The following is an 18067-nucleotide window of genomic DNA, read 5'->3' as shown; positions in this document are numbered from 1 at the left end:
GTTTTTTTGAACCCTAATGCTAAAGCCATGTGGCTTATCGGAGATATACCGTGATCAGAACCTTTGCTGAACTCGATCTAGACCAAAACCTTATTGAAGCCATTGAACAAATGGGCTTTGAGCGCCCAACCCAAATTCAAGCGGACGCCATTCCACAAGCGCTTGATGGCAAAGATGTGTTAGCGTCTGCTCCGACAGGTACAGGCAAAACCGCAGCTTTTGTCTTACCTGCTTTACAATATTTACAAGACTTTCCACGTAAAAAAGCAGGTCCCGCACGTGTATTGATCCTAACGCCGACCCGCGAGCTTGCCATGCAAGTTGCCGATCAAGCACGTGCTTTAGCCAAAAATACCAACTTGAATATTTTCACCATTACCGGTGGTGTTATGTATCAAGAACATGCGGATATCTTAGGCACTACCCAAGACATCGTAGTGGCCACACCGGGTCGTTTAATGGAATACATTGAAGCCGAACGCTTTGATTGCCGCGCGATCGAATGGTTAATTCTCGATGAAGCGGATCGTATGTTGGACATGGGTTTTGGCCCAGTGGTCGACCGCTTATCTGCCGAGTGCCGCTGGCGTAAACAAACCTTACTCTTCTCTGCCACTTTAGAAGGTAAAGGCGTCGAAGGGTTTACTGAAGATCTGCTTAAAAACCCGGTCAAAATTGAAGCCGACCCTTCACGTCGTGAACGTAAAAAAATCACTCAGTGGTACCATCGCGCCGATAATGCCGAGCATAAATTAGCGTTATTAAAAGCCATTTTATCCGATCAAGCTGAGCGTAGTATTATCTTCGTCAAAACTCGTGAGCGCTTAGCCGAGCTGCGTGGTCAATTAGAAAGTGTGCAAATCGTCTGCTCTTGGATTCAAGGTGAAATGCCACAAGACCGTCGTAACAATGCGATTCAGCGTTTCCGTGATGGTGAGGTTAACGTCTTGATTGCCACCGACGTAGCGGCACGTGGTATCGATTTACCGGATGTCAGCCATGTGATCAACTATGACATGCCACGCACGGCCGATGTGTACCTACACCGTATTGGTCGTACTGCTCGCGCTGGTAAAAAAGGTAATGCCATTTCGATTATCGAAGCCCATGACCAGCCTATGATTGAGCGAGTTATGCGCTATACCAAAGATGAAATTAAAGAGCGTTACATTAAAGACTTACGTCCAAAAGCGAAAAAACCAACGTTCAAGAAAAAGAAGAAAAAATCCGCTGAGACGAAAAAGAAATCAAACGTGAAGAAAAAGACTGGTAAGAAAAAGTAACTCGCTTGTAATAATTCAGCTGCGTTATTAAAGCCAATCCGTTTATAAAAAAGGAGCGCCATAAGGTGCTCCTTTTTTATTTTTATCAGTATATTCAGGCTTTAGATTGAGACCAATCACATAAATTAACCTCAATTGTGGATCAGAGTATCACAATAAAAATTCTAACCTATTGATATATGTGATAAAAACATCTATCAGGTACCTAGGGTTGGTTACTTTCTCTCAATGCTGCAATTTGGGATGAATAACAAGGCAAAATCATAAGTCAATAGCAGCCCTATTACGTTGATTTTAACGAAGTTAGGCGCCCAAAGTGTATATTGAGTGACTTCTAGTTATCCGCAGCAGAGGTTAAATTAAACGGTCTTAGTGTTGCTCTTCCCGCTTAAACACCAACTCCGTATCCGTTGATTCTGCGGCGACAAAGAAATAACCCGCACTATCAAATGCTTTTAGCTTATCGAGACTGTCTACTTTATTTTCAATGATGTAACGCGCCATCATGCCGCGTGCTTTTTTGGCATAAAAACTGATCACTTTATAAGTGCCATTTTTACAGTCTTTAAATACTGGGGTAATGATGTTGCCTTGGATTTTCGCCGGCTTAACCGATTTGAAGTATTCATTCGACGCCAAGTTCACCAAATAATCATCACCTTGTTGCTGTAGGGCTTCGTTCACTTTATTGGTTACGATATCACCCCAAAATTGGTATAAGTTGCTACCGCGAGAGTTGGCTAACTTCGTCCCCATTTCTAAACGGTAAGGCTGCATGAGATCTAAAGGCTTTAATAATCCATATAAACCAGACAACATACGTAAATGAGCCTGCGCATAATGGATATCCTCGTCAGATAAGCTCTCAGCCTCTAACCCAGTATATACATCACCTTTAAAAGCAAAGAGCGCTTGGCGGGCATTTTCCAACGAAAATTGCGGCGACCATTGTGCAAAACGCGCTACATTAAGGCCTGCAATTTTATCACTCACTTTCATCAAGCTGGCGATATCTTGTGGCGTCAATTGGCGACAGACTTCAATCAGTTCAGCCGAATGCTCTGTCAACTCAGGTAAAGTATGCTCGGTAGTTGGCAGTGGTGATTCATAATCTAAGGTTTTAGCAGGGGAAACCAAAATCAGCATATTCAATCCATTTATTCTGAAGTAACTTATCGCCAGTATAACAAAAAAGCCATACATCTCTGCATGGCTTTTTCAATCAGTGTAATTGCTTGCAACAATTAATCTTCTTTTTTACCCCAAACACCTTCTTCAATTTGAGAGTGTAATTCAGGGAAATCTTCAGCATGGAATGTTGGTAATTTACCTTCATCCAATTGCTTGTTGTAATCTTTCGCTAGTTTTATCACGATGCCTGAGAGCAATAAAATCGCCACTAAGTTAACAATCGCCATTAAGCCCATTGAGGCATCCGCTAAAGACCATACTGTTGGCAGTGTTGCCATCGAGCCAAACATTACCATGGCTAACACGATAACACGGAAAATGTTTTTTGCGTGACGAGCCTTCTTAAAGATGAAGAGAATATTACCTTCAGCATAAGAGTAGTTAGCAATGATCGAGGTAAATGCAAAGAAGAAGATCGCGATGGCAACGAAGGTTTTACCCCACTCACCCACTTGAGAACTTAATGCATTTTGCGTCAAGATGATGCCAGTCACTTCGCCATGTGGTACGTATTCACCAGAAAGCAAAATGATCGAAACGGTTGCAGTACAAATTACGATTGTATCAACAAACACACCAAGCATTTGCACATAACCTTGTGATGCCGGGTGTGGTGGATATGGTGTTGCCGCTGCTGCCGCATTAGGCGCAGAACCCATACCTGCTTCGTTCGAGAACAAACCACGAGCTACACCAGTTTTAATCGCATTCATCACAGCATAACCAACACCACCGGCAGCCGCTTCTTGCAAACCAAACGCACTCTTAAAGATCAGCGCTAAAGCACCAGGAACTTTTTCTAGGTTCATTGCAATGACAATCACTGCAAGTAACAAATAGAAGATAGCCATAATAGGCACTAACACTTCGGCGGTGCGAGCAATCTTACGAATACCACCAAAGATAACAAAGCCAGACAATACAACCAGTACACCACCAACAATGGTTTTATTCCAGTTAAATGCCGTATACATAGCATCTGCAATAGAGTTGGACTGTACCGCATTAAACACTAGACCAAAGGCAATGATAAGAAAGACAGAGAATAGAACCCCCATCCAACGCATTCCTAAGCCTTTTTCCATGTAGTAGGCTGGGCCACCAATGTAGTTACCATCACTGCCTTTCGTTTTGTATAGCTGTGCTAGCGTACTTTCCGCAAATGCAGTTGCCATACCCATCATAGCAATAAGCCACATCCAGAAAATGGCACCTGGACCACCAACCGTCAATGCAACCGCCACACCAGCCATATTACCGGTGCCGACGCGAGCCGCTAAGCTCGTACAAAATGCTTGGAATGAAGATATCCCCGATTCATCCGCTTTACGGCTATTTTTTAAGACTGAAAACGTATGAGTAAAATGGCGGAACTGTATAAAGCCTAAACGTAGCGTAAAGTAGATCCCTACTCCCACTAATAAATAGACCAAGATCGATCCCCAAAGAAGATCATTTAATAACGCGATTAGATCCGTCACGCAAACCTCACCTAAATTATGATTAATTTACCCTCGTAATGACACGAGCTCCCTCTGTCAATATCGCCAATTGAATTGATTAATTTTAGTATAATTTGAACGATGATGACGCTGTTAAAATGCCTTGCTTGTACTTTTGATTGGGTACGGCATTTATATATCCGGCAGGATAATGCAGGCCTCAAGCATAAAAATCAATATGAAATTTAATTCGCAGTTATGCATTTTTAGCCTAATTGCAGCGATTTTTTAGGAAAATTTATGCTTTTTTTTAACATCAAACCCTAAGTTTATGCTTCTTAAATACCGTGACAAAAGCCTAAAAGACCTCAATTGTTATAAAAGTGTGAACTAACGACAGGTAAGAGCCGGCAAGGTTTCAAACTAAACTTGAGTACGCTGGATTAACTTATAATCTCACTACGTCACTTCTTATTGATAAAATCAATAAACTCAAAAAAAATCCCACCAAAAATGTAACCTTCTCACTACTTATTCGTAGCAGTAAAAAAACCTGATATTTTTCAATATTGCTTAAAGATCAATCAAAAACAAAAGAATGATGTCATCTGCAGAATGAAATAAAAGATTCATTTTTTAGAAACAAATGAGAAACACGTCATGGTTAATCTCCTAAGACATGTGGTATCAATAAGTCCTGCATAGGATTCAGCAGACCTAACCAAGAGGGATCTCAAATGGAAAGTTTTCAATTAGATAACATCATGGAAATGGAACCTAACCTTTATCGCTCAAATAAAACAAAGCCCACTAAAAGACGGTGGCGAGAGATAGAGGCAATCCAAGATAAACGTCAGCTACAAAAGGAATTAAAAGAGCTGGATTACCTCGGTGAATATAAGCTAGAAGACATTGATTTCTAATCTCTGTATTATTTAATTCAGGCACAAACTATTGTGCCTGAATGCTTTAGAAATCTTTCTGAGTTCTCTTTACTTTAGGTATTTCGATAAGCGTTGATATTCTTGTTCAATATTTTGACCAAACAATGGATCAACATCTTCATTTCCCCACAATATTTCAACTTGCTGCCAATCTTTCTCCGTAAAACGTTGTTTTAATGCTGGCAAAATTTCTCGCTCTTCAAAGTCCAAATGTTTCTTCTGTTGATGAATGAAATTCGCAAGGTACTCGGTAAACACTTCATGAGGTACAACAGCATCTTGTAGCACCATTGCCAGTAAATCCGCAAACTCTTCTGTTGTCTTACCTAACTTTTTATGCTCTAAAGATAAATTAGCAATACTGGCTTCTTGACCATAATGATCGAGGAAATACTGATAAATAAGATCCTCTTTAGGGTGGTGTGTCAACTCTGAATGACGTTGTAGGTAAGAAATAATATCATTAATAATTAAATAGTTAACCACTTCTCCTTGTTTCAAACTATTCAGTTTTTGATCTAATATCACTAATAAGCGCACCATGTAGCTATGTTCACGGCTGATTATATCTCCAATCATGACCCCTCCTACTCAAGTTAGAGTGATTACTATAAGTCCACATCTCACTTGCGTTTTTGTCCATGGTCAAATATTCACCGATCAAGTATAGTGCATACTCAATAAAAAATTAAAATCACAATAAAGCTATTTGTTCATTCATATCCAAACATACTGAAGTCCAATCGATTGGTTGCTTTTGCTGTTGTTTCAATAACTGATTGGTTTGTGAAAAGTGCTGACAGCCAAAAAAGCCACGATGGGCCGATAATGGTGATGGATGGGGTGCATGCAGCACATGATGCTTAGTGGTGTCTATTCCGGCACCTTTTTTCTGAGCATGAGCGCCCCACAATAAAAAAATCAACCCACTATGATGATGATTCAATTCGGAAATCACCTGATCAGTAAAACGTTCCCACCCAGCTTTAGCATGAGAATGTGCCTTACCTTGTTCAACCGTTAATACGGTATTAAGCAACAAAACACCTTGTTGAGCCCAAGAGACTAAATGACCATGCTTGGGGATAACAAAGTCATCAATATCTTGTGCTAACTCTTTGTACATATTCTTGAGCGATGGCGGGGTTTTAATGCCCGGTTGCACAGAAAATGACAAACCATGAGCTTGATGTGGCCCATGATAAGGATCTTGACCAAGAATCACGACTTTGACTTGTTCAAATGGCGTCTGTTCAAAAGCAGAAAAAACCCACTCTTGAGGAGGGTAAATATTTTTACCTTGTGCTCGTTCATTCTCAACAAATTGTTGCAATGATTTAAAATAAGCCTGTTGTTGCTCTTTGGCGATAATGTCTTCCCAGATCAACATAATAATTCCTATCAAATTGGTGTTTTCCCGACATTCTATACTCTCCTGTATAGAATAAAAAATGCTAAGAAACCTCTTTTTTAGTTGTAAAATTACTACAACTCCCATATTTCAACTATTTTTGATTCTTTAAAAAATGCCAGCAAACCCTTATTTCTTATGCTTTTCTTGATTTAAAGCAAGAAAACACACCAGGAATGGAAACTAATTTTTGTAATTTATTGACCTAAATCAATATTGATTATAGGGTTATTTTGTATATAATGGCGACATCGATTCGTTCGAATACAACATCATATTAACCCCACTAACGTGGAAAGGAGATGGGCATGATCCAAGGTATCCAAATTACTAAAGCTGCAAACGATGACCTACTAAACTCTATCTGGTTACTAGATAGCGAAAAAAATGAAGCTCGTTGTGTTGCTGCAGAAGCTGGTTTTGAAGCAGATCAAGTTGTTGCTGTAGACTCTCTAGGCGACATCGAGTACCGTGAAGTGAAAATTGAAACCGCTCCACGCGTTGAAGGTGGCCAACACCTAAACGTAAACGTACTTTCTCGTGAAACTTTAGAAGATGCAGTTGCACACCCAGAAAACTACCCACAATTAACAATTCGTGTGTCTGGTTACGCTGTACGTTTCAACTCTCTAACAGCAGAACAACAACGCGACGTTATCGCTCGTACGTTTACTGAGTCTATGTAATTTTCAAGTGGCTAGGCTTATAGTTCCTAGTCTCTAGAAAGCAAAAAAGGTGCCTCTCAACGGCACCTTTTTTATTAATAGCCGCTTTTATAAATAACAGCATGCTAATTCAATGTTTGACACTTTCCCTAGGAACTAGGAACTATCAACCTAGATCTTATGCTCTATCTCTGTACCTTTCTTAAAACCGCTTTCAGCAAATCAAAATCAGCCGCTAAATCTTCAGACAATAACTCCATCGCACCGTGCTTCGCCAATGGCCCTGGAACATCAATATCAGAACCTAAAATCTCATCGACGACTTCTTTAAATTTCGCTGGATGTGCTGTACATAAGAATAATCCGGTTTCACCTGGCTGTAGTTGCTCATTTAAAAGCCGATAAGCAATCGCGCCATGAGGTTCACATAAGTAACCTAACTCATTCAGCTCAACGACAGAGGCAGCACTTTGATCATCGGTGACCATGCCCTTACCTAGAGTATCTAATCCCCAACCTTTGATGCGGCACAGTTCTTCAATACGTGGCCAGTTATTAGGTTGACTGACATCCATCGCATTAGAGGTAGTCGCAACTGTGGGTTTTGGATCCCATTTCCCTGTTTCTAGGTAACGTGGCACCGTATCGTTGGCATTGGTCGCAGCAATAAAGCGTTTGATAGGCAAACCTAACGCTTTAGCTAAGAGACCTGCGGTTAGGTTACCAAAATTTCCACTTGGCACAGACACCACTAAGTTTTCACGTTCAGCTTTACTCATCTGTGCTGCCGCTTCAAAGTAATAACAGATCTGCGCCATGAGACGGCTGATATTAATCGAGTTCGCTGAGTTCAAGCCGATTTCTTCACGTAGTGTTTGGTCATCAAAAGCTTGTTTCACGAGCGCTTGGCAAGCATCGAAATCACCATCAATCGCAACAGTATGAATGTTGCCACCTAACGTACAGAATAGTTTTTCCTGTAATGGGCTAATTTTCCCTTTCGGGTACAAGATCACCACATTGATATTTTCTAGGCCATAAAAAGCGTGAGCCACTGCAGCGCCAGTATCACCAGAGGTAGCGGTTAAAATGGTAATTTTTTCGTTTTTATCGCTGGTCACCGCCGCTAAAGATTGCGCCATAAAACGACCACCGAAATCTTTAAATGCCAAAGTAGGGCCATGGAAAAGCTCTAAGGCATACACGTCATCTTTCACTGATTTAATCGGGGCTGGAAACTGAAAGGCCGCTGCGACTAATTGATTGACTTGCTCTGCCGACAGTTCATCGCCAATTAACGCCGATAAAATCTTACTACTGCGGCTCACAAAATCTTCTGCAAGCAATGCATCGATATCATCAAATTGAGGTAATTCTGATGGAAAAAAGAGCCCTTGATTACGCCCTAATCCTTGGCGCACCGCTTGACCAAAAGAGACTTGTTGATCGTTTTCTTTGATATTGTACAGCTTCATAATTCACTTCCTGTTACTCTCGAACCTTCCTTGTCTAAACGACAAATATGTACGAAACCTTCTTCATTTTGTATGTAATGTTCATTTAACCAGCATGCGACTCGCTCTGCGACCTCTTTTTTACTGCAAATAGTAAATAAGGTAGGCCCTGAACCTGAGATACCACACGCAAGAGCTCCGGCTGACATGGCGTATTTACGCGCTTCAGCAAAGCCTGGCAATAGCTTTTCACGATAAGGTTCAGCAATCACATCTTTAATGAGTTTTGCCGCTAATTCAGGCTGAGCTGAATGACACGCATGAATAAAACCACCTAAATGACGACCATGCGCAATGATGTCTTGACGACGATATTGTGATGGCAAAATAGCACGCGCTTCTGCGGTCGAAACTTTAATTCCCGGATAGGCCATGACCCAATACCATTCATCAAAGCAAGGCACTTCTTGACTGATAATGCCGAGTTCTTCCAACATTAATTGCAAGCCACCGAGATAGCATGGTGCGACATTGTCATAGTGAATTCCACCAGAAATATTGCCTTCCATTTCCCCCATTAAGGCCAATAATGCCATTTCATTTAATGGTTCACCATGAAAACGATTTAAGGCGTCCAGTGCGGCAACAATCGAACAAGCGCTTGAACCTAAGCCAGAGCCAATCGGCATATTTTTCTCAAGCGTCATTTCCAGTGGCAGTAACGGAATATTTTTCTTTTCTAGCTCGCGCGCAAAAACCACCCAACAATCATAGACAATATTGTCTTTAGGATCGGCGGGCAGTTTCGAAACAAAGCGGCCCGCTGTTTTTAACTCAAACGGGGTTACTCCTGATGCCACCAACACTCGGTCACCCAATAAACTACCATCTATTGGTGACACCGCCGCACCTAAGACATCAAACCCAACACTCACGTTGCCAATTGAGGCCGGTGCATAGACAGCAACACTTTGAGGTTGATTTGATTGAGATAAAGACATATTAAACTCCTAATTTCCAACCTAAAGTACGCATCACATCCGAAAACACCCCAGCGGCGGTCACTTGAGTACCCGCGCCATAACCACGTAAAACCAATGGGATTGGCTGGTAATAACGACTGTAGAACGCCAAAGCATTTTCGCCATCTTTGATTTTAAACATCGGATCATTTTCATCGACCGCGATCATTTTCACCTTACATTGGCCTTCATCGATACTGCCTACATAACGCAGCACTTTTCCTTCTTCAGCCGCTTGTTTAGATAAAGCCGCAAAGTAAGCATCTGCTTCTGGCAAACGTGCCATGAATTCTTCAACGCTGCCTGAATCATCAAAGCCCGGTGGTAAGGCTTGTTCAACCACCACATCATCTAGCTCTAATTCCATCCCGGCTTCACGAGCAAGAATTAATAACTTACGCGCTACGTCCATGCCAGATAAATCATCACGAGGATCCGGCTCTGTAAAACCGTTCTCTTTGGCAATATTGGTGGCTTGGCTAAGACTCATGCCTTCATCTAATTTACCGAAAATATACGATAATGAACCCGATAAAATGCCGTTAAACTTCTCTAATTCGTCCCCTGCTGAAATCAAATTCTGTAAGTTTTCAATCACTGGCAAGCCTGCACCTACCGTTGTTTCATACATCAATTTACGACGAGTACTACGGGCGATTTCTCGTAACTGATGGTAATAGCTCATGCTCGCCGTGTTGGCTTTCTTATTTGGTGTCACCACATGGAAGCCGGCAGCCAAGAAATCAGTATATTGGTTAGCAATAGCTTCACTGGAGGTACAATCGACCAACACTGGGTTGATAATGTGGTTGCGTTGTACCAAAGCAATCATACGAGCCAAGCTAAATTCTTCGGTAGCGTGAGACATACGATCGCGCCAGTTTTCCAAAGGTAAACCTTCACTGTCGAGCAATAAGCCTTTGGAATTCGCCAGGCCACATACTCGAATCACGATACCTTTTTCGGCCAATTTCGCTTGTTGACGTTGAAATTGATCCACCAGCTCACCACCAACACCACCGATACCGACGACAAATACATCAAGGAAGTGTTTAGAATTAAAGAGATTTTCATGGCAAGCCTTGATGGCCACCGACACTCGGTCTTCAGGAATCACCGCAGAAATGGCACGCTCAGAAGAGCCTTGAGCAATGGCAACAACATTGACATTCACTTCAGCAAGAGAGGCAAAGAACTGCGCCGCAACGCCACGAGAAGTGCGCATTTTATCGCCAACTAATGTCACGATCGCCACATCATCTGTAAACTCGATCGGATCTAACAACCCATCTTTAAGCTCTAATTCGAAGGCATCTTGTAAGGCCAACTCCGCTTTAAATTTATCTTGTGATTCAATACAAAAACTGATGCTGTATTCCGAAGACGATTGCGTGATCAATACAATCGATACCCCAGAGGTCGACATAGCGCCAAACACACGGCTCGCCATCCCCACCATGCCTTTCATACCTGGGCCTGATACGTTCACCATGGTTAATTGGCTTAATGTCGTAATGCCTTTGATTGCAAGATTATCTTCACCGGTATCTTGGCCGATTAAAGTACCGGCACCTTGAGGATTAAAACTATTTTTGATGAGACAAGGGATTTGAAATTGAGCGATAGGAGCAATGGTTTTAGGATGGAGGACAGAAGCGCCAAAATAAGATAATTCCATGGCTTCTTGATAACTCAAAGATTTAAGCAATCTGGCATCTTCAACTAAACGAGGATCGCAGTTATATACGCCATCGACATCCGTCCAAATTTCACAACAGTCAGCACGTAAACACGCGGCTAATACGGCAGCAGAATAATCCGAGCCATTGCGCCCAAGCGTCACCAATTCACCTTTTGCATTCCCTGCAGTGAAGCCTGGCATGATATTAATGTGACCTTGTGGCAACGGATATTGTTGAAAATTAACGGTAGAAATATCCACATCCACCATGGCTTCCAAATGATCGCCTTTAGCTAATAGATAAGAAACAGGATCAATCAAATTGACCGGCTTACCTTTGGCTTCTACCACCGCTTTCATTAATTGAATCGAGATGCGTTCGCCTTTACTGATAATACGAGCATTCACATGATCAGGACACATTCCTAATAAAGCCATGCCATGAACGTATTGTCGTAATTTCTTGATCGAGGTGTTTACTTGATGATCAAATGCCGTACTTTCTAATTCAGGCACCTGTAACTTGATGTGGGCAAATAGGTCATAAAATGATTGTTCAAGCTCATTAATGAGTAACTCGGCCTCGCCATTTTTGAGCGTACTTTCAATCACCGCCACCAATTTATTGGTCGTTTTTCCTGGTGCTGATAACACCACGGCAACTTCTTGTTGCTGAGCATTGTTGATAATAATATCGGCCGCTCTTAAAAAGCGATCAGCATCGGCCAGTGATGACCCTCCAAACTTCAGTACTCGCATCCCTTCCTCCAAATTTTACTTCTAAATTGGCATAAAAAAAGGCCTGTATCTGGTGTGAACTGACCCCCAATAGTTGGACACCAACATTGGGGGTTATTTTATGTCTAAGTACATCAGAGAATTAAAGCTGTGCATTGCTCAGCGTTGCCTTGATGGCGAATCATCGACATCTCTTGCAAAAGAGTTATCTATTCCTGCGAACCAAATTCGTTATTGGACTTCTGTTTACAGGATCCATGGTTCATCTTCATTTTTACCTCTTGATTATGAAAATTCCGCAGATTTTAAATTCTCGGTATTAAAATCAATGTGGGAAAATAACTGGTCTATAAGCCAAGCGAGTGCTGAATTCAATTTTTCTTCTAACGGGACTATTTCTGTTTGGTTAAAGCTTTATAATCAGTCGGGATTCCAAGGCTTACATTCCCGACCTAAAGGCAGACCATCTATGAAAACTCAATCAAATAAGCGTCCGACTAAACCTGATGAAGACATGTCACTTGATGAACTCAGAGAGGAACTGGCTTATTTGAGAGCGGAGAATGCTGTTCTAAAAAAGTTAGAGGAGCTGGACAAGTTAAAACGTCAAGCAGCAAAGAAAAAGCGTTGACTGTTCAAGCTCTAAAACACCAACACAAAATCCAGCATTTATTGCAATCCATTGGATTGCCCAAGAGTGTGTATTACTACCAATGCCAAGTGTTGAGCACTCCCGAGCCTTACGCGAATGAGATAGCGAGTATTGAAAGAATATTTCATAAGCATAAAGGTCGATATGGTTATCGACGCATTCATTATGCTTTACGTAGAGAAGGCATCTACTTAAATCATAAAACGGTTCAGCGCTTAATGGCAAAACTAGGGCTAAAATCGACCGTAAGACCGAAGAAATATCGTTCTTATAAAGGTGCGATTGGGCGTATTGCCCCGAATATTCTGAAGCGAGACTTTAAATCGACGAAACCAAATGAAAAATGGGTGACCGATGTGACGGAATTTAAAGTGGCAGGTGAAAAAGTCTATTTATCTCCTATCATCGATTTATTTAATCAAGAAGTCGTTAGTCATACTGTAGCGAGCTCACCTAAATTACATCTCGTGACCGAGATGCTAGAGAAAGCGACGAGTAAGTTAAGTCAAGCGTCCTCGTTAACTTTACATAGTGACCAAGGGTGGCAATACCAACACCGTGATTATCGTAACAAGCTAAAAGAGAAAAGAATAAATCAGAGTATGTCGAGAAAAGGAAACTGTCTTGATAATGCTGTGGCTGAAAACTTCTTCGCACTTTTAAAAACAGAAATGTACCATGGTTACCACTTTGACAGTGCTGAGCAACTTATGGCATGCATTGATGAATATATTGATTATTACAATAACGATCGGATTAAGGTGAAATTAAAAGGCCTAACTCCGGTAGAATACCGAAATCAGGCCTTAGAAGCCGCATAACAGAAATGTCCAACTTTAAGGGGTCACTTCAGTGGGATACAGGCCTTTTTTTGAAAACTTTCGCTTACCAGCCTGCCCCAACATACATGGTGTCGGTAATAATGGTGGTCATAATCGCAGTGCTATTGATAAACATCATATTTCTTAACTTTTCTTAGTAACTGCCCTTAGATTTACCGACTTAACTGTCAAGAGTCAATCAAAAGTTCGATTTATTCCTAATTCGTTCCAATATAGCGATAAAGGTCATAAAAATTATCAACTACAGAATGAAAACTAACTTGAACAACCTTCTAAAAAAAAAGGGAGATTCAAAATAAAAAATTAAAAAAATCAACACATCAAGATAGAGCTATAATTTAATTAGCCATTATCCCCTGTAAGAAACTTTTGTTCTATACAGGAATTATCACACGAGAATCAACTCAGTTGCTATTCATCTTTATAAGAAGCTGTATGTGCATGTAAAAAGACTGCCTCTTAATGCGTTAACCCCAAATCAATTTAAGGCTAACTCCAAACACCACCTAATTCAGATCATGCATGATGCATAAAAATACTCTCATCATCCTTAACATAACCGCAAAAGATCAAATTTGTTATATGCACGTTAGCGTAAACTTGGTCTTTTTAAACATCCATTTATAGAACTGATTGATGCAAATCAACAAACTTGATAATAGCTCATAGACACATATTGTTAGCAAGCTGTTAAGACGGTAGACTCAATATCATAAGTGGACAAAACATTAGCCAAGCTTTTTCAATATTTCCAGGCTTAATTAATCAACCTCATTAATGCCTAATAATGATTCATTGACTATATTGTTCATAATGAAGTTTTTAATAACATAATATTTTTTTCCAAGATTTATAAATTATTTAAAGTCATGATTTAGGTACTCCTATGCATACCCCACAAATTCTTATCGTTGAAGATGAACAAGTCACACGCAATACGCTGAAGACTATTTTTGAAGCAGAAGGATATACAGTTTTTGAAGCCATTGACGGCGATACTATGCACCAAATACTGTCTGAAAACCCTATTAACTTAGTGATCATGGATATTAATCTACCAGGCAAAAATGGCTTGCTTCTTGCTCGAGAATTGAGAGAGCAAGCGAATGTTGCTCTGATGTTCTTAACTGGACGTGACAATGAAGTCGATAAGATTTTAGGTTTAGAAATTGGTGCAGATGATTACATCACTAAACCATTTAACCCACGTGAATTAACCATTCGTGCACGTAACTTATTGCATCGTTCAATGAGTCAAGGTGATGCACAAGAAGAAAAACGTGTCGTAGAAAAATACGAATTTAATGGTTGGACGCTGGATATTAACAGTCGTTCTTTGATCAATCCAATGGGTGATAGCTACAAGTTACCTCGTTCAGAGTTCCGAGCGTTGCTACACTTTTGTGAAAACCCAGGCAAGATTCAAACTCGTGCTGACTTACTGAAAAAAATGACCGGACGTGAACTAAAACCTCATGACCGTACTGTGGATGTGACAATTCGTCGTATTCGTAAACATTTTGAATCCGTTGCAGACACCCCTGAAATCATTGCTACGATCCATGGTGAAGGCTACCGCTTTTGTGGTGATCTAGCCGAATAAGACCTTGCCATTGCAGCGTCTTACTCTTGCATAATGCTCAAGCCTCATTGCACTCACAATGAGGCTTTTTTATTTCTTGCTATTGCGACTTTTTACTCATCTTTTGTTGTTGAATCCATTGCTTTAATAATTCAATATCTTGTTGATAATAACGCTCGATACTTGCCACCCAAGAAGCCACTTTCTCACGCCATTGTGGTGACTCTGGCGTTTGAGCCAATTGGGCTAAAGCTTGTATCCTTTGCAGCCCCACCGAGCCTGCCGCCCCTTTAATTTTATGCGCCTCAGACACAAGGTTGTCGTCATCTTTATCTTGTAAATACTGATTCAATAACGTCATATATTCCGGCATAGCTCGCTCAAACATCGCGACACTGTCTAATACCGCTTGTGTGCCAACAATCTCTAAATACATCAAGAGCATATCTTGATCGATGATCTCATCTGATGGTGTGAGCTGTTGGGGTTGGTTCGTACTATTTTGACACTCAGACACAGGTTCAGACTCTTTCTTCTCCTCGACAATCAATTGAGAACTGACCGCATCTCTGGATGGTAAACTTGGCGAAAACTTATTAATCACCTGATAAATATCTTTCACCGACAATGGCTTACTTATTGCGTCATCCATTCCTTTATCAATATATTCTTGCTTATTTTTCAATAAATTTGCTGTCAAAGCCACCAGTGGTGGTAAATCAGTGTATTGCTTTCTCAGCTGTTGAGCGATATCAAAACCTGTCATATCGGGTAATTGAATATCAAGAAACACCAAATCAAACTGCTCAGGTGCAAACTTCTCTAATGCTTCTTCTCCTGACATGGCGATCTCAACCGTATGCCCTAAGTTTTCTAATACCGAACGAGCCACCGTAATGTTTAAGGCGATGTCTTCCACCATAAAAATACGTAAGCTTTTTTGTGTTTTTACTTTGTCAGTAACATCAGGAAGATGCGCAATCGGAACATGAATAGAAACCGTAAAAGTACAACCAAAGCCTAGCTCACTTGTCACCGTGATATCACCGCCCATACGGCGAGCAAATTCTTTCGAAACCGCCAAACCAATGCCCGTCCCAACTGCATGCAAATTATCTTTACCGGATTTCACTTGATAATACATACCAAAAATATTATCGATTTCAGATTCTGGAATACCGATACCAGTGTCTTCAATTTCAAAAATAATATCGGCAAATTGATCATCAAAATCTGCGCTGACATTGACGGTCACACCACCTTCTTTCGTAAACTTCATGGCATTATTCAGTAAGTTCCACAGCACTTGACGTAAACGGGTCGCATCGACTGAAATCGCTGTCGGTAATTCCGTTAACCGGTCTAATTCAAAACTTAATCCTTTTTGCTCGGCCATTAATCCAGAGATTGTTTCAATATCGCTGATAAAACTTTGAAAATCCGTATCCGTTGGTAATAACTCCAATTGTGTACGATCTAACTTATCTAAATCGATCACATCATTAAAAATATGGCCCAATGTGATCGCGCTGATATTAATGGTTTGCATATATTGGCGTTGCTCTTGATCCAACTTAGAGTCCAGCAAAATACGACTTAAACCGACAATCCCATTTAATGGCGTACGAAGTTCGTGACTGATCGTCGAAATAAAGGTGGTTTTATCTTGGCTCGCTTTCACTAACGCATCTTGATAAGCCTTACGGTCGGTAATATTTCGTCCAAACCCTACCAAACCAAGCAACTGTTTCGACTTGTTGTAAAATGGCAACTTCCTAAATTCAAAGTAGGCTTTTTCACCATTGGGGTACTCTAACCAAATGTCGTAAGCCAATTCTCGGTTAGAATCAAAAACTTCTTTATCTGTGATTTCGATTTGGTGGAGCGTATGGATGTCTTTATACACATCATAAATAGATAGCCCCACCAACTCATTTTCGGTTAACCCGGTCAGCTCTTCAAAAGCCTTATTACAACCAGAAAACACCCCTTCGGTATTTCGGTAATAAATAAGATCTGGAGAGGAATCTAAAAAAGAGCGCAGCAAAGCCGTTCTTTCCGCTAGCTCCACTTGGGTTTTCTCTCTTTGATAAACTTCATTTTTTAAGTCTTGCATCATTTCAAGACGCGCTGCTTCCGCTTTGACCCTTTCGGCGATTTGCTGATTTAATTTATGGATATTTTGTTGCAGTTCTAAATTCAGCTCATGATCGCGCTGACGCATATTTTTGAGCTTTTCCACCATTTTGCTCAGCCGCTGGCGTGACTCTTCTAATTGATCCACAACCACTGTTAGAAAATACACCGCCCAAGGGGTGATTAAGATCCCGAAGAAAATAGAACGAATAATGACAATATTTTCTACTTCGCCCAGCCAGATCATGCTGACAACGGCTTGTAAGAGCACTGAAAAACAAACGAAAGCCAGTGCCAGCAACATGGAAAAACGAACCATGCCTAACTTCACAAGCAGATCGACATAATATTGAGCCAATTTTTTTATTAATTTCATGATACATTCCGCTCAGACAGCTAGTTAATTTGATAAATGAGGTAATGAAAAGATAAAACCAAAGCGATGACTGGTTAACTAAAACCATGATAATCCTATTGCTTAAACCACCCTTTTATATCATTCAAAACACTAAAAAGCCTTGAGTTATTTCCCCTTACTTTCACTTAGCATCAACATGAGGCGTGACAATTAAGGTACACGACTCGCTCAATGATTCACCCTAACATCGCATTAACAAAAACAAATAAACATTCACTTAAAATGCATAAAATTCAACATCATCGACATTTTGTTCTTTTAATATGCAAAATATGTGAAAAAAATAAACAAATTTATTTAACTTTCGTTGGAATTACATAGTACAAAAATGTAGGATGGGTGAACGATTCTGTGTTTTCGTGATAGGAATCACGCCAAAACTCAGGAGTAAATCGCTAGCACTTCCTTTTAAAACAGCATAAAACACTAATTATGTGTTGAAACGGATATAAAAGGAACTAAGGAACCGCTTTTTTCGCAAATACTTTTCTGCGAATGGTTGAAAGGAATCGCACTTACTAGACCGAGCAATGTCGACGTAAGCTGAAGATTATAAGTAAATAAAAGGACAAAGCGGCTATAACGAAACGCATTGAAGCGAATCAA

At 40.6% G+C, this 18067-nt stretch carries 14 protein-coding genes; 6 read left to right on the top strand and 8 right to left on the bottom strand.

The genetic code is table 11. The features are described from left to right. Positions 1–50 precede the first annotated feature (50 nt). Positions 51–1283, top strand: a complete 1233-nt coding sequence (srmB, locus tag VCA1004_RS02250) for an ATP-dependent RNA helicase SrmB (RefSeq protein ID WP_086982225.1) — start codon at positions 51–53, stop codon at positions 1281–1283. Between the two features lie 369 nt (positions 1284–1652). Here the strand turns inward: srmB and yaaA are convergent, their stop codons facing one another. Together yaaA and VCA1004_RS02240 are read right to left on the bottom strand one after the other, a co-directional pair. Further along, positions 1653–2429 (bottom strand): peroxide stress protein YaaA, encoded by a 777-nt coding sequence (gene yaaA / locus VCA1004_RS02245; RefSeq protein ID WP_086982224.1) that lies wholly within the window; start codon positions 2427–2429, stop codon positions 1653–1655. A gap of 98 nt (positions 2430–2527) precedes the next feature. Continuing rightward, the gene (locus VCA1004_RS02240) at positions 2528–3955 is read right to left on the bottom strand and encodes an alanine/glycine:cation symporter family protein (RefSeq protein WP_086982223.1); all 1428 of its coding nucleotides are present in this window, start codon (positions 3953–3955) and stop codon (positions 2528–2530) included. Between the two features lie 698 nt (positions 3956–4653). On the opposite strand from VCA1004_RS02240, the gene VCA1004_RS02235 reads away from it, so the two are divergent. Then, positions 4654–4839, top strand: coding sequence for a DUF3545 family protein (locus tag VCA1004_RS02235; RefSeq protein ID WP_086982222.1), 186 nt, complete (start codon positions 4654–4656; stop codon positions 4837–4839). A 69-nt stretch (positions 4840–4908) separates the two neighbouring features. Here VCA1004_RS02235 and VCA1004_RS02230 read toward each other — a convergent pair whose 3' ends face one another. Together VCA1004_RS02230 and ung are read right to left on the bottom strand one after the other, a co-directional pair. Beyond that, the gene (locus tag VCA1004_RS02230; protein ID WP_086982221.1) at positions 4909–5439 is read right to left on the bottom strand and encodes a hemerythrin domain-containing protein; all 531 of its coding nucleotides are present in this window, start codon (positions 5437–5439) and stop codon (positions 4909–4911) included. Between the two features lie 115 nt (positions 5440–5554). Continuing rightward, a complete protein-coding gene (ung, locus tag VCA1004_RS02225; protein ID WP_086982220.1) occupies positions 5555–6250 on the bottom strand; it encodes a uracil-DNA glycosylase in 696 nt (231 codons plus the stop codon). 329 nt (positions 6251–6579) lie between these two features. Between ung and grcA the strand changes: the two genes are divergently transcribed. Further along, the gene (gene grcA, locus VCA1004_RS02220; RefSeq protein WP_086982219.1) at positions 6580–6957 is read left to right on the top strand and encodes an autonomous glycyl radical cofactor GrcA; all 378 of its coding nucleotides are present in this window, start codon (positions 6580–6582) and stop codon (positions 6955–6957) included. A gap of 164 nt (positions 6958–7121) precedes the next feature. Here grcA and thrC read toward each other — a convergent pair whose 3' ends face one another. The 3 genes from thrC to thrA are packed head-to-tail and all read right to left on the bottom strand — an operon-like array spanning position 7122 to position 11852. Further along, positions 7122–8411 carry a threonine synthase gene (gene thrC, locus VCA1004_RS02215; RefSeq protein WP_086982218.1) on the bottom strand — a complete coding sequence of 430 codons (1290 nt, stop codon included), beginning with the start codon at positions 8409–8411 and terminating at the stop codon, positions 7122–7124. Beyond that, positions 8408–9391, bottom strand: coding sequence for a homoserine kinase (gene thrB / locus VCA1004_RS02210; protein WP_086982217.1), 984 nt, complete (start codon positions 9389–9391; stop codon positions 8408–8410). Before thrB ends, thrC begins: the two co-directional genes overlap by 4 nt. Position 9392: 1 nt before the next feature. Further along, positions 9393–11852 (bottom strand): bifunctional aspartate kinase/homoserine dehydrogenase I, encoded by a 2460-nt coding sequence (gene thrA / locus VCA1004_RS02205; RefSeq protein WP_086982216.1) that lies wholly within the window; start codon positions 11850–11852, stop codon positions 9393–9395. 100 nt (positions 11853–11952) lie between these two features. Here thrA and VCA1004_RS02200 point away from each other — a divergent pair, with 100 nt between their 5' ends. The 3 genes from VCA1004_RS02200 (at position 11953) to arcA (ending at position 14928) form a co-directional block, all read left to right on the top strand. Next, on the top strand, positions 11953–12462 hold the full coding sequence (locus VCA1004_RS02200) for a helix-turn-helix domain-containing protein (RefSeq protein ID WP_086981789.1): 510 nt from the start codon (positions 11953–11955) through the stop codon (positions 12460–12462). Continuing rightward, entirely contained in the window at positions 12459–13304 is an 846-nt protein-coding gene (locus VCA1004_RS02195; RefSeq protein WP_086981067.1) for an IS3 family transposase, read from the top strand. Before VCA1004_RS02200 ends, VCA1004_RS02195 begins: the two co-directional genes overlap by 4 nt. A 907-nt stretch (positions 13305–14211) precedes the next feature. Continuing rightward, positions 14212–14928, top strand: coding sequence for a two-component system response regulator ArcA (gene arcA / locus VCA1004_RS02190; protein WP_086982214.1), 717 nt, complete (start codon positions 14212–14214; stop codon positions 14926–14928). Positions 14929–15007: 79 nt separating this feature from the next. On the opposite strand, the gene arcB is transcribed toward arcA, so the two are convergent. Further along, positions 15008–17419 carry an aerobic respiration two-component sensor histidine kinase ArcB gene (gene arcB, locus VCA1004_RS02185; protein ID WP_086982213.1) on the bottom strand — a complete coding sequence of 804 codons (2412 nt, stop codon included), beginning with the start codon at positions 17417–17419 and terminating at the stop codon, positions 15008–15010. Positions 17420–18067 lie beyond the last annotated feature (648 nt).

Source organism: Vibrio aphrogenes, assembly GCF_002157735.2.
Lineage (GTDB): Bacteria > Pseudomonadota > Gammaproteobacteria > Enterobacterales > Vibrionaceae > Vibrio > Vibrio aphrogenes.
Note: the sequence above shows the minus strand (reverse complement) of the source record. Positions and strands in the feature narration are given on the sequence as shown.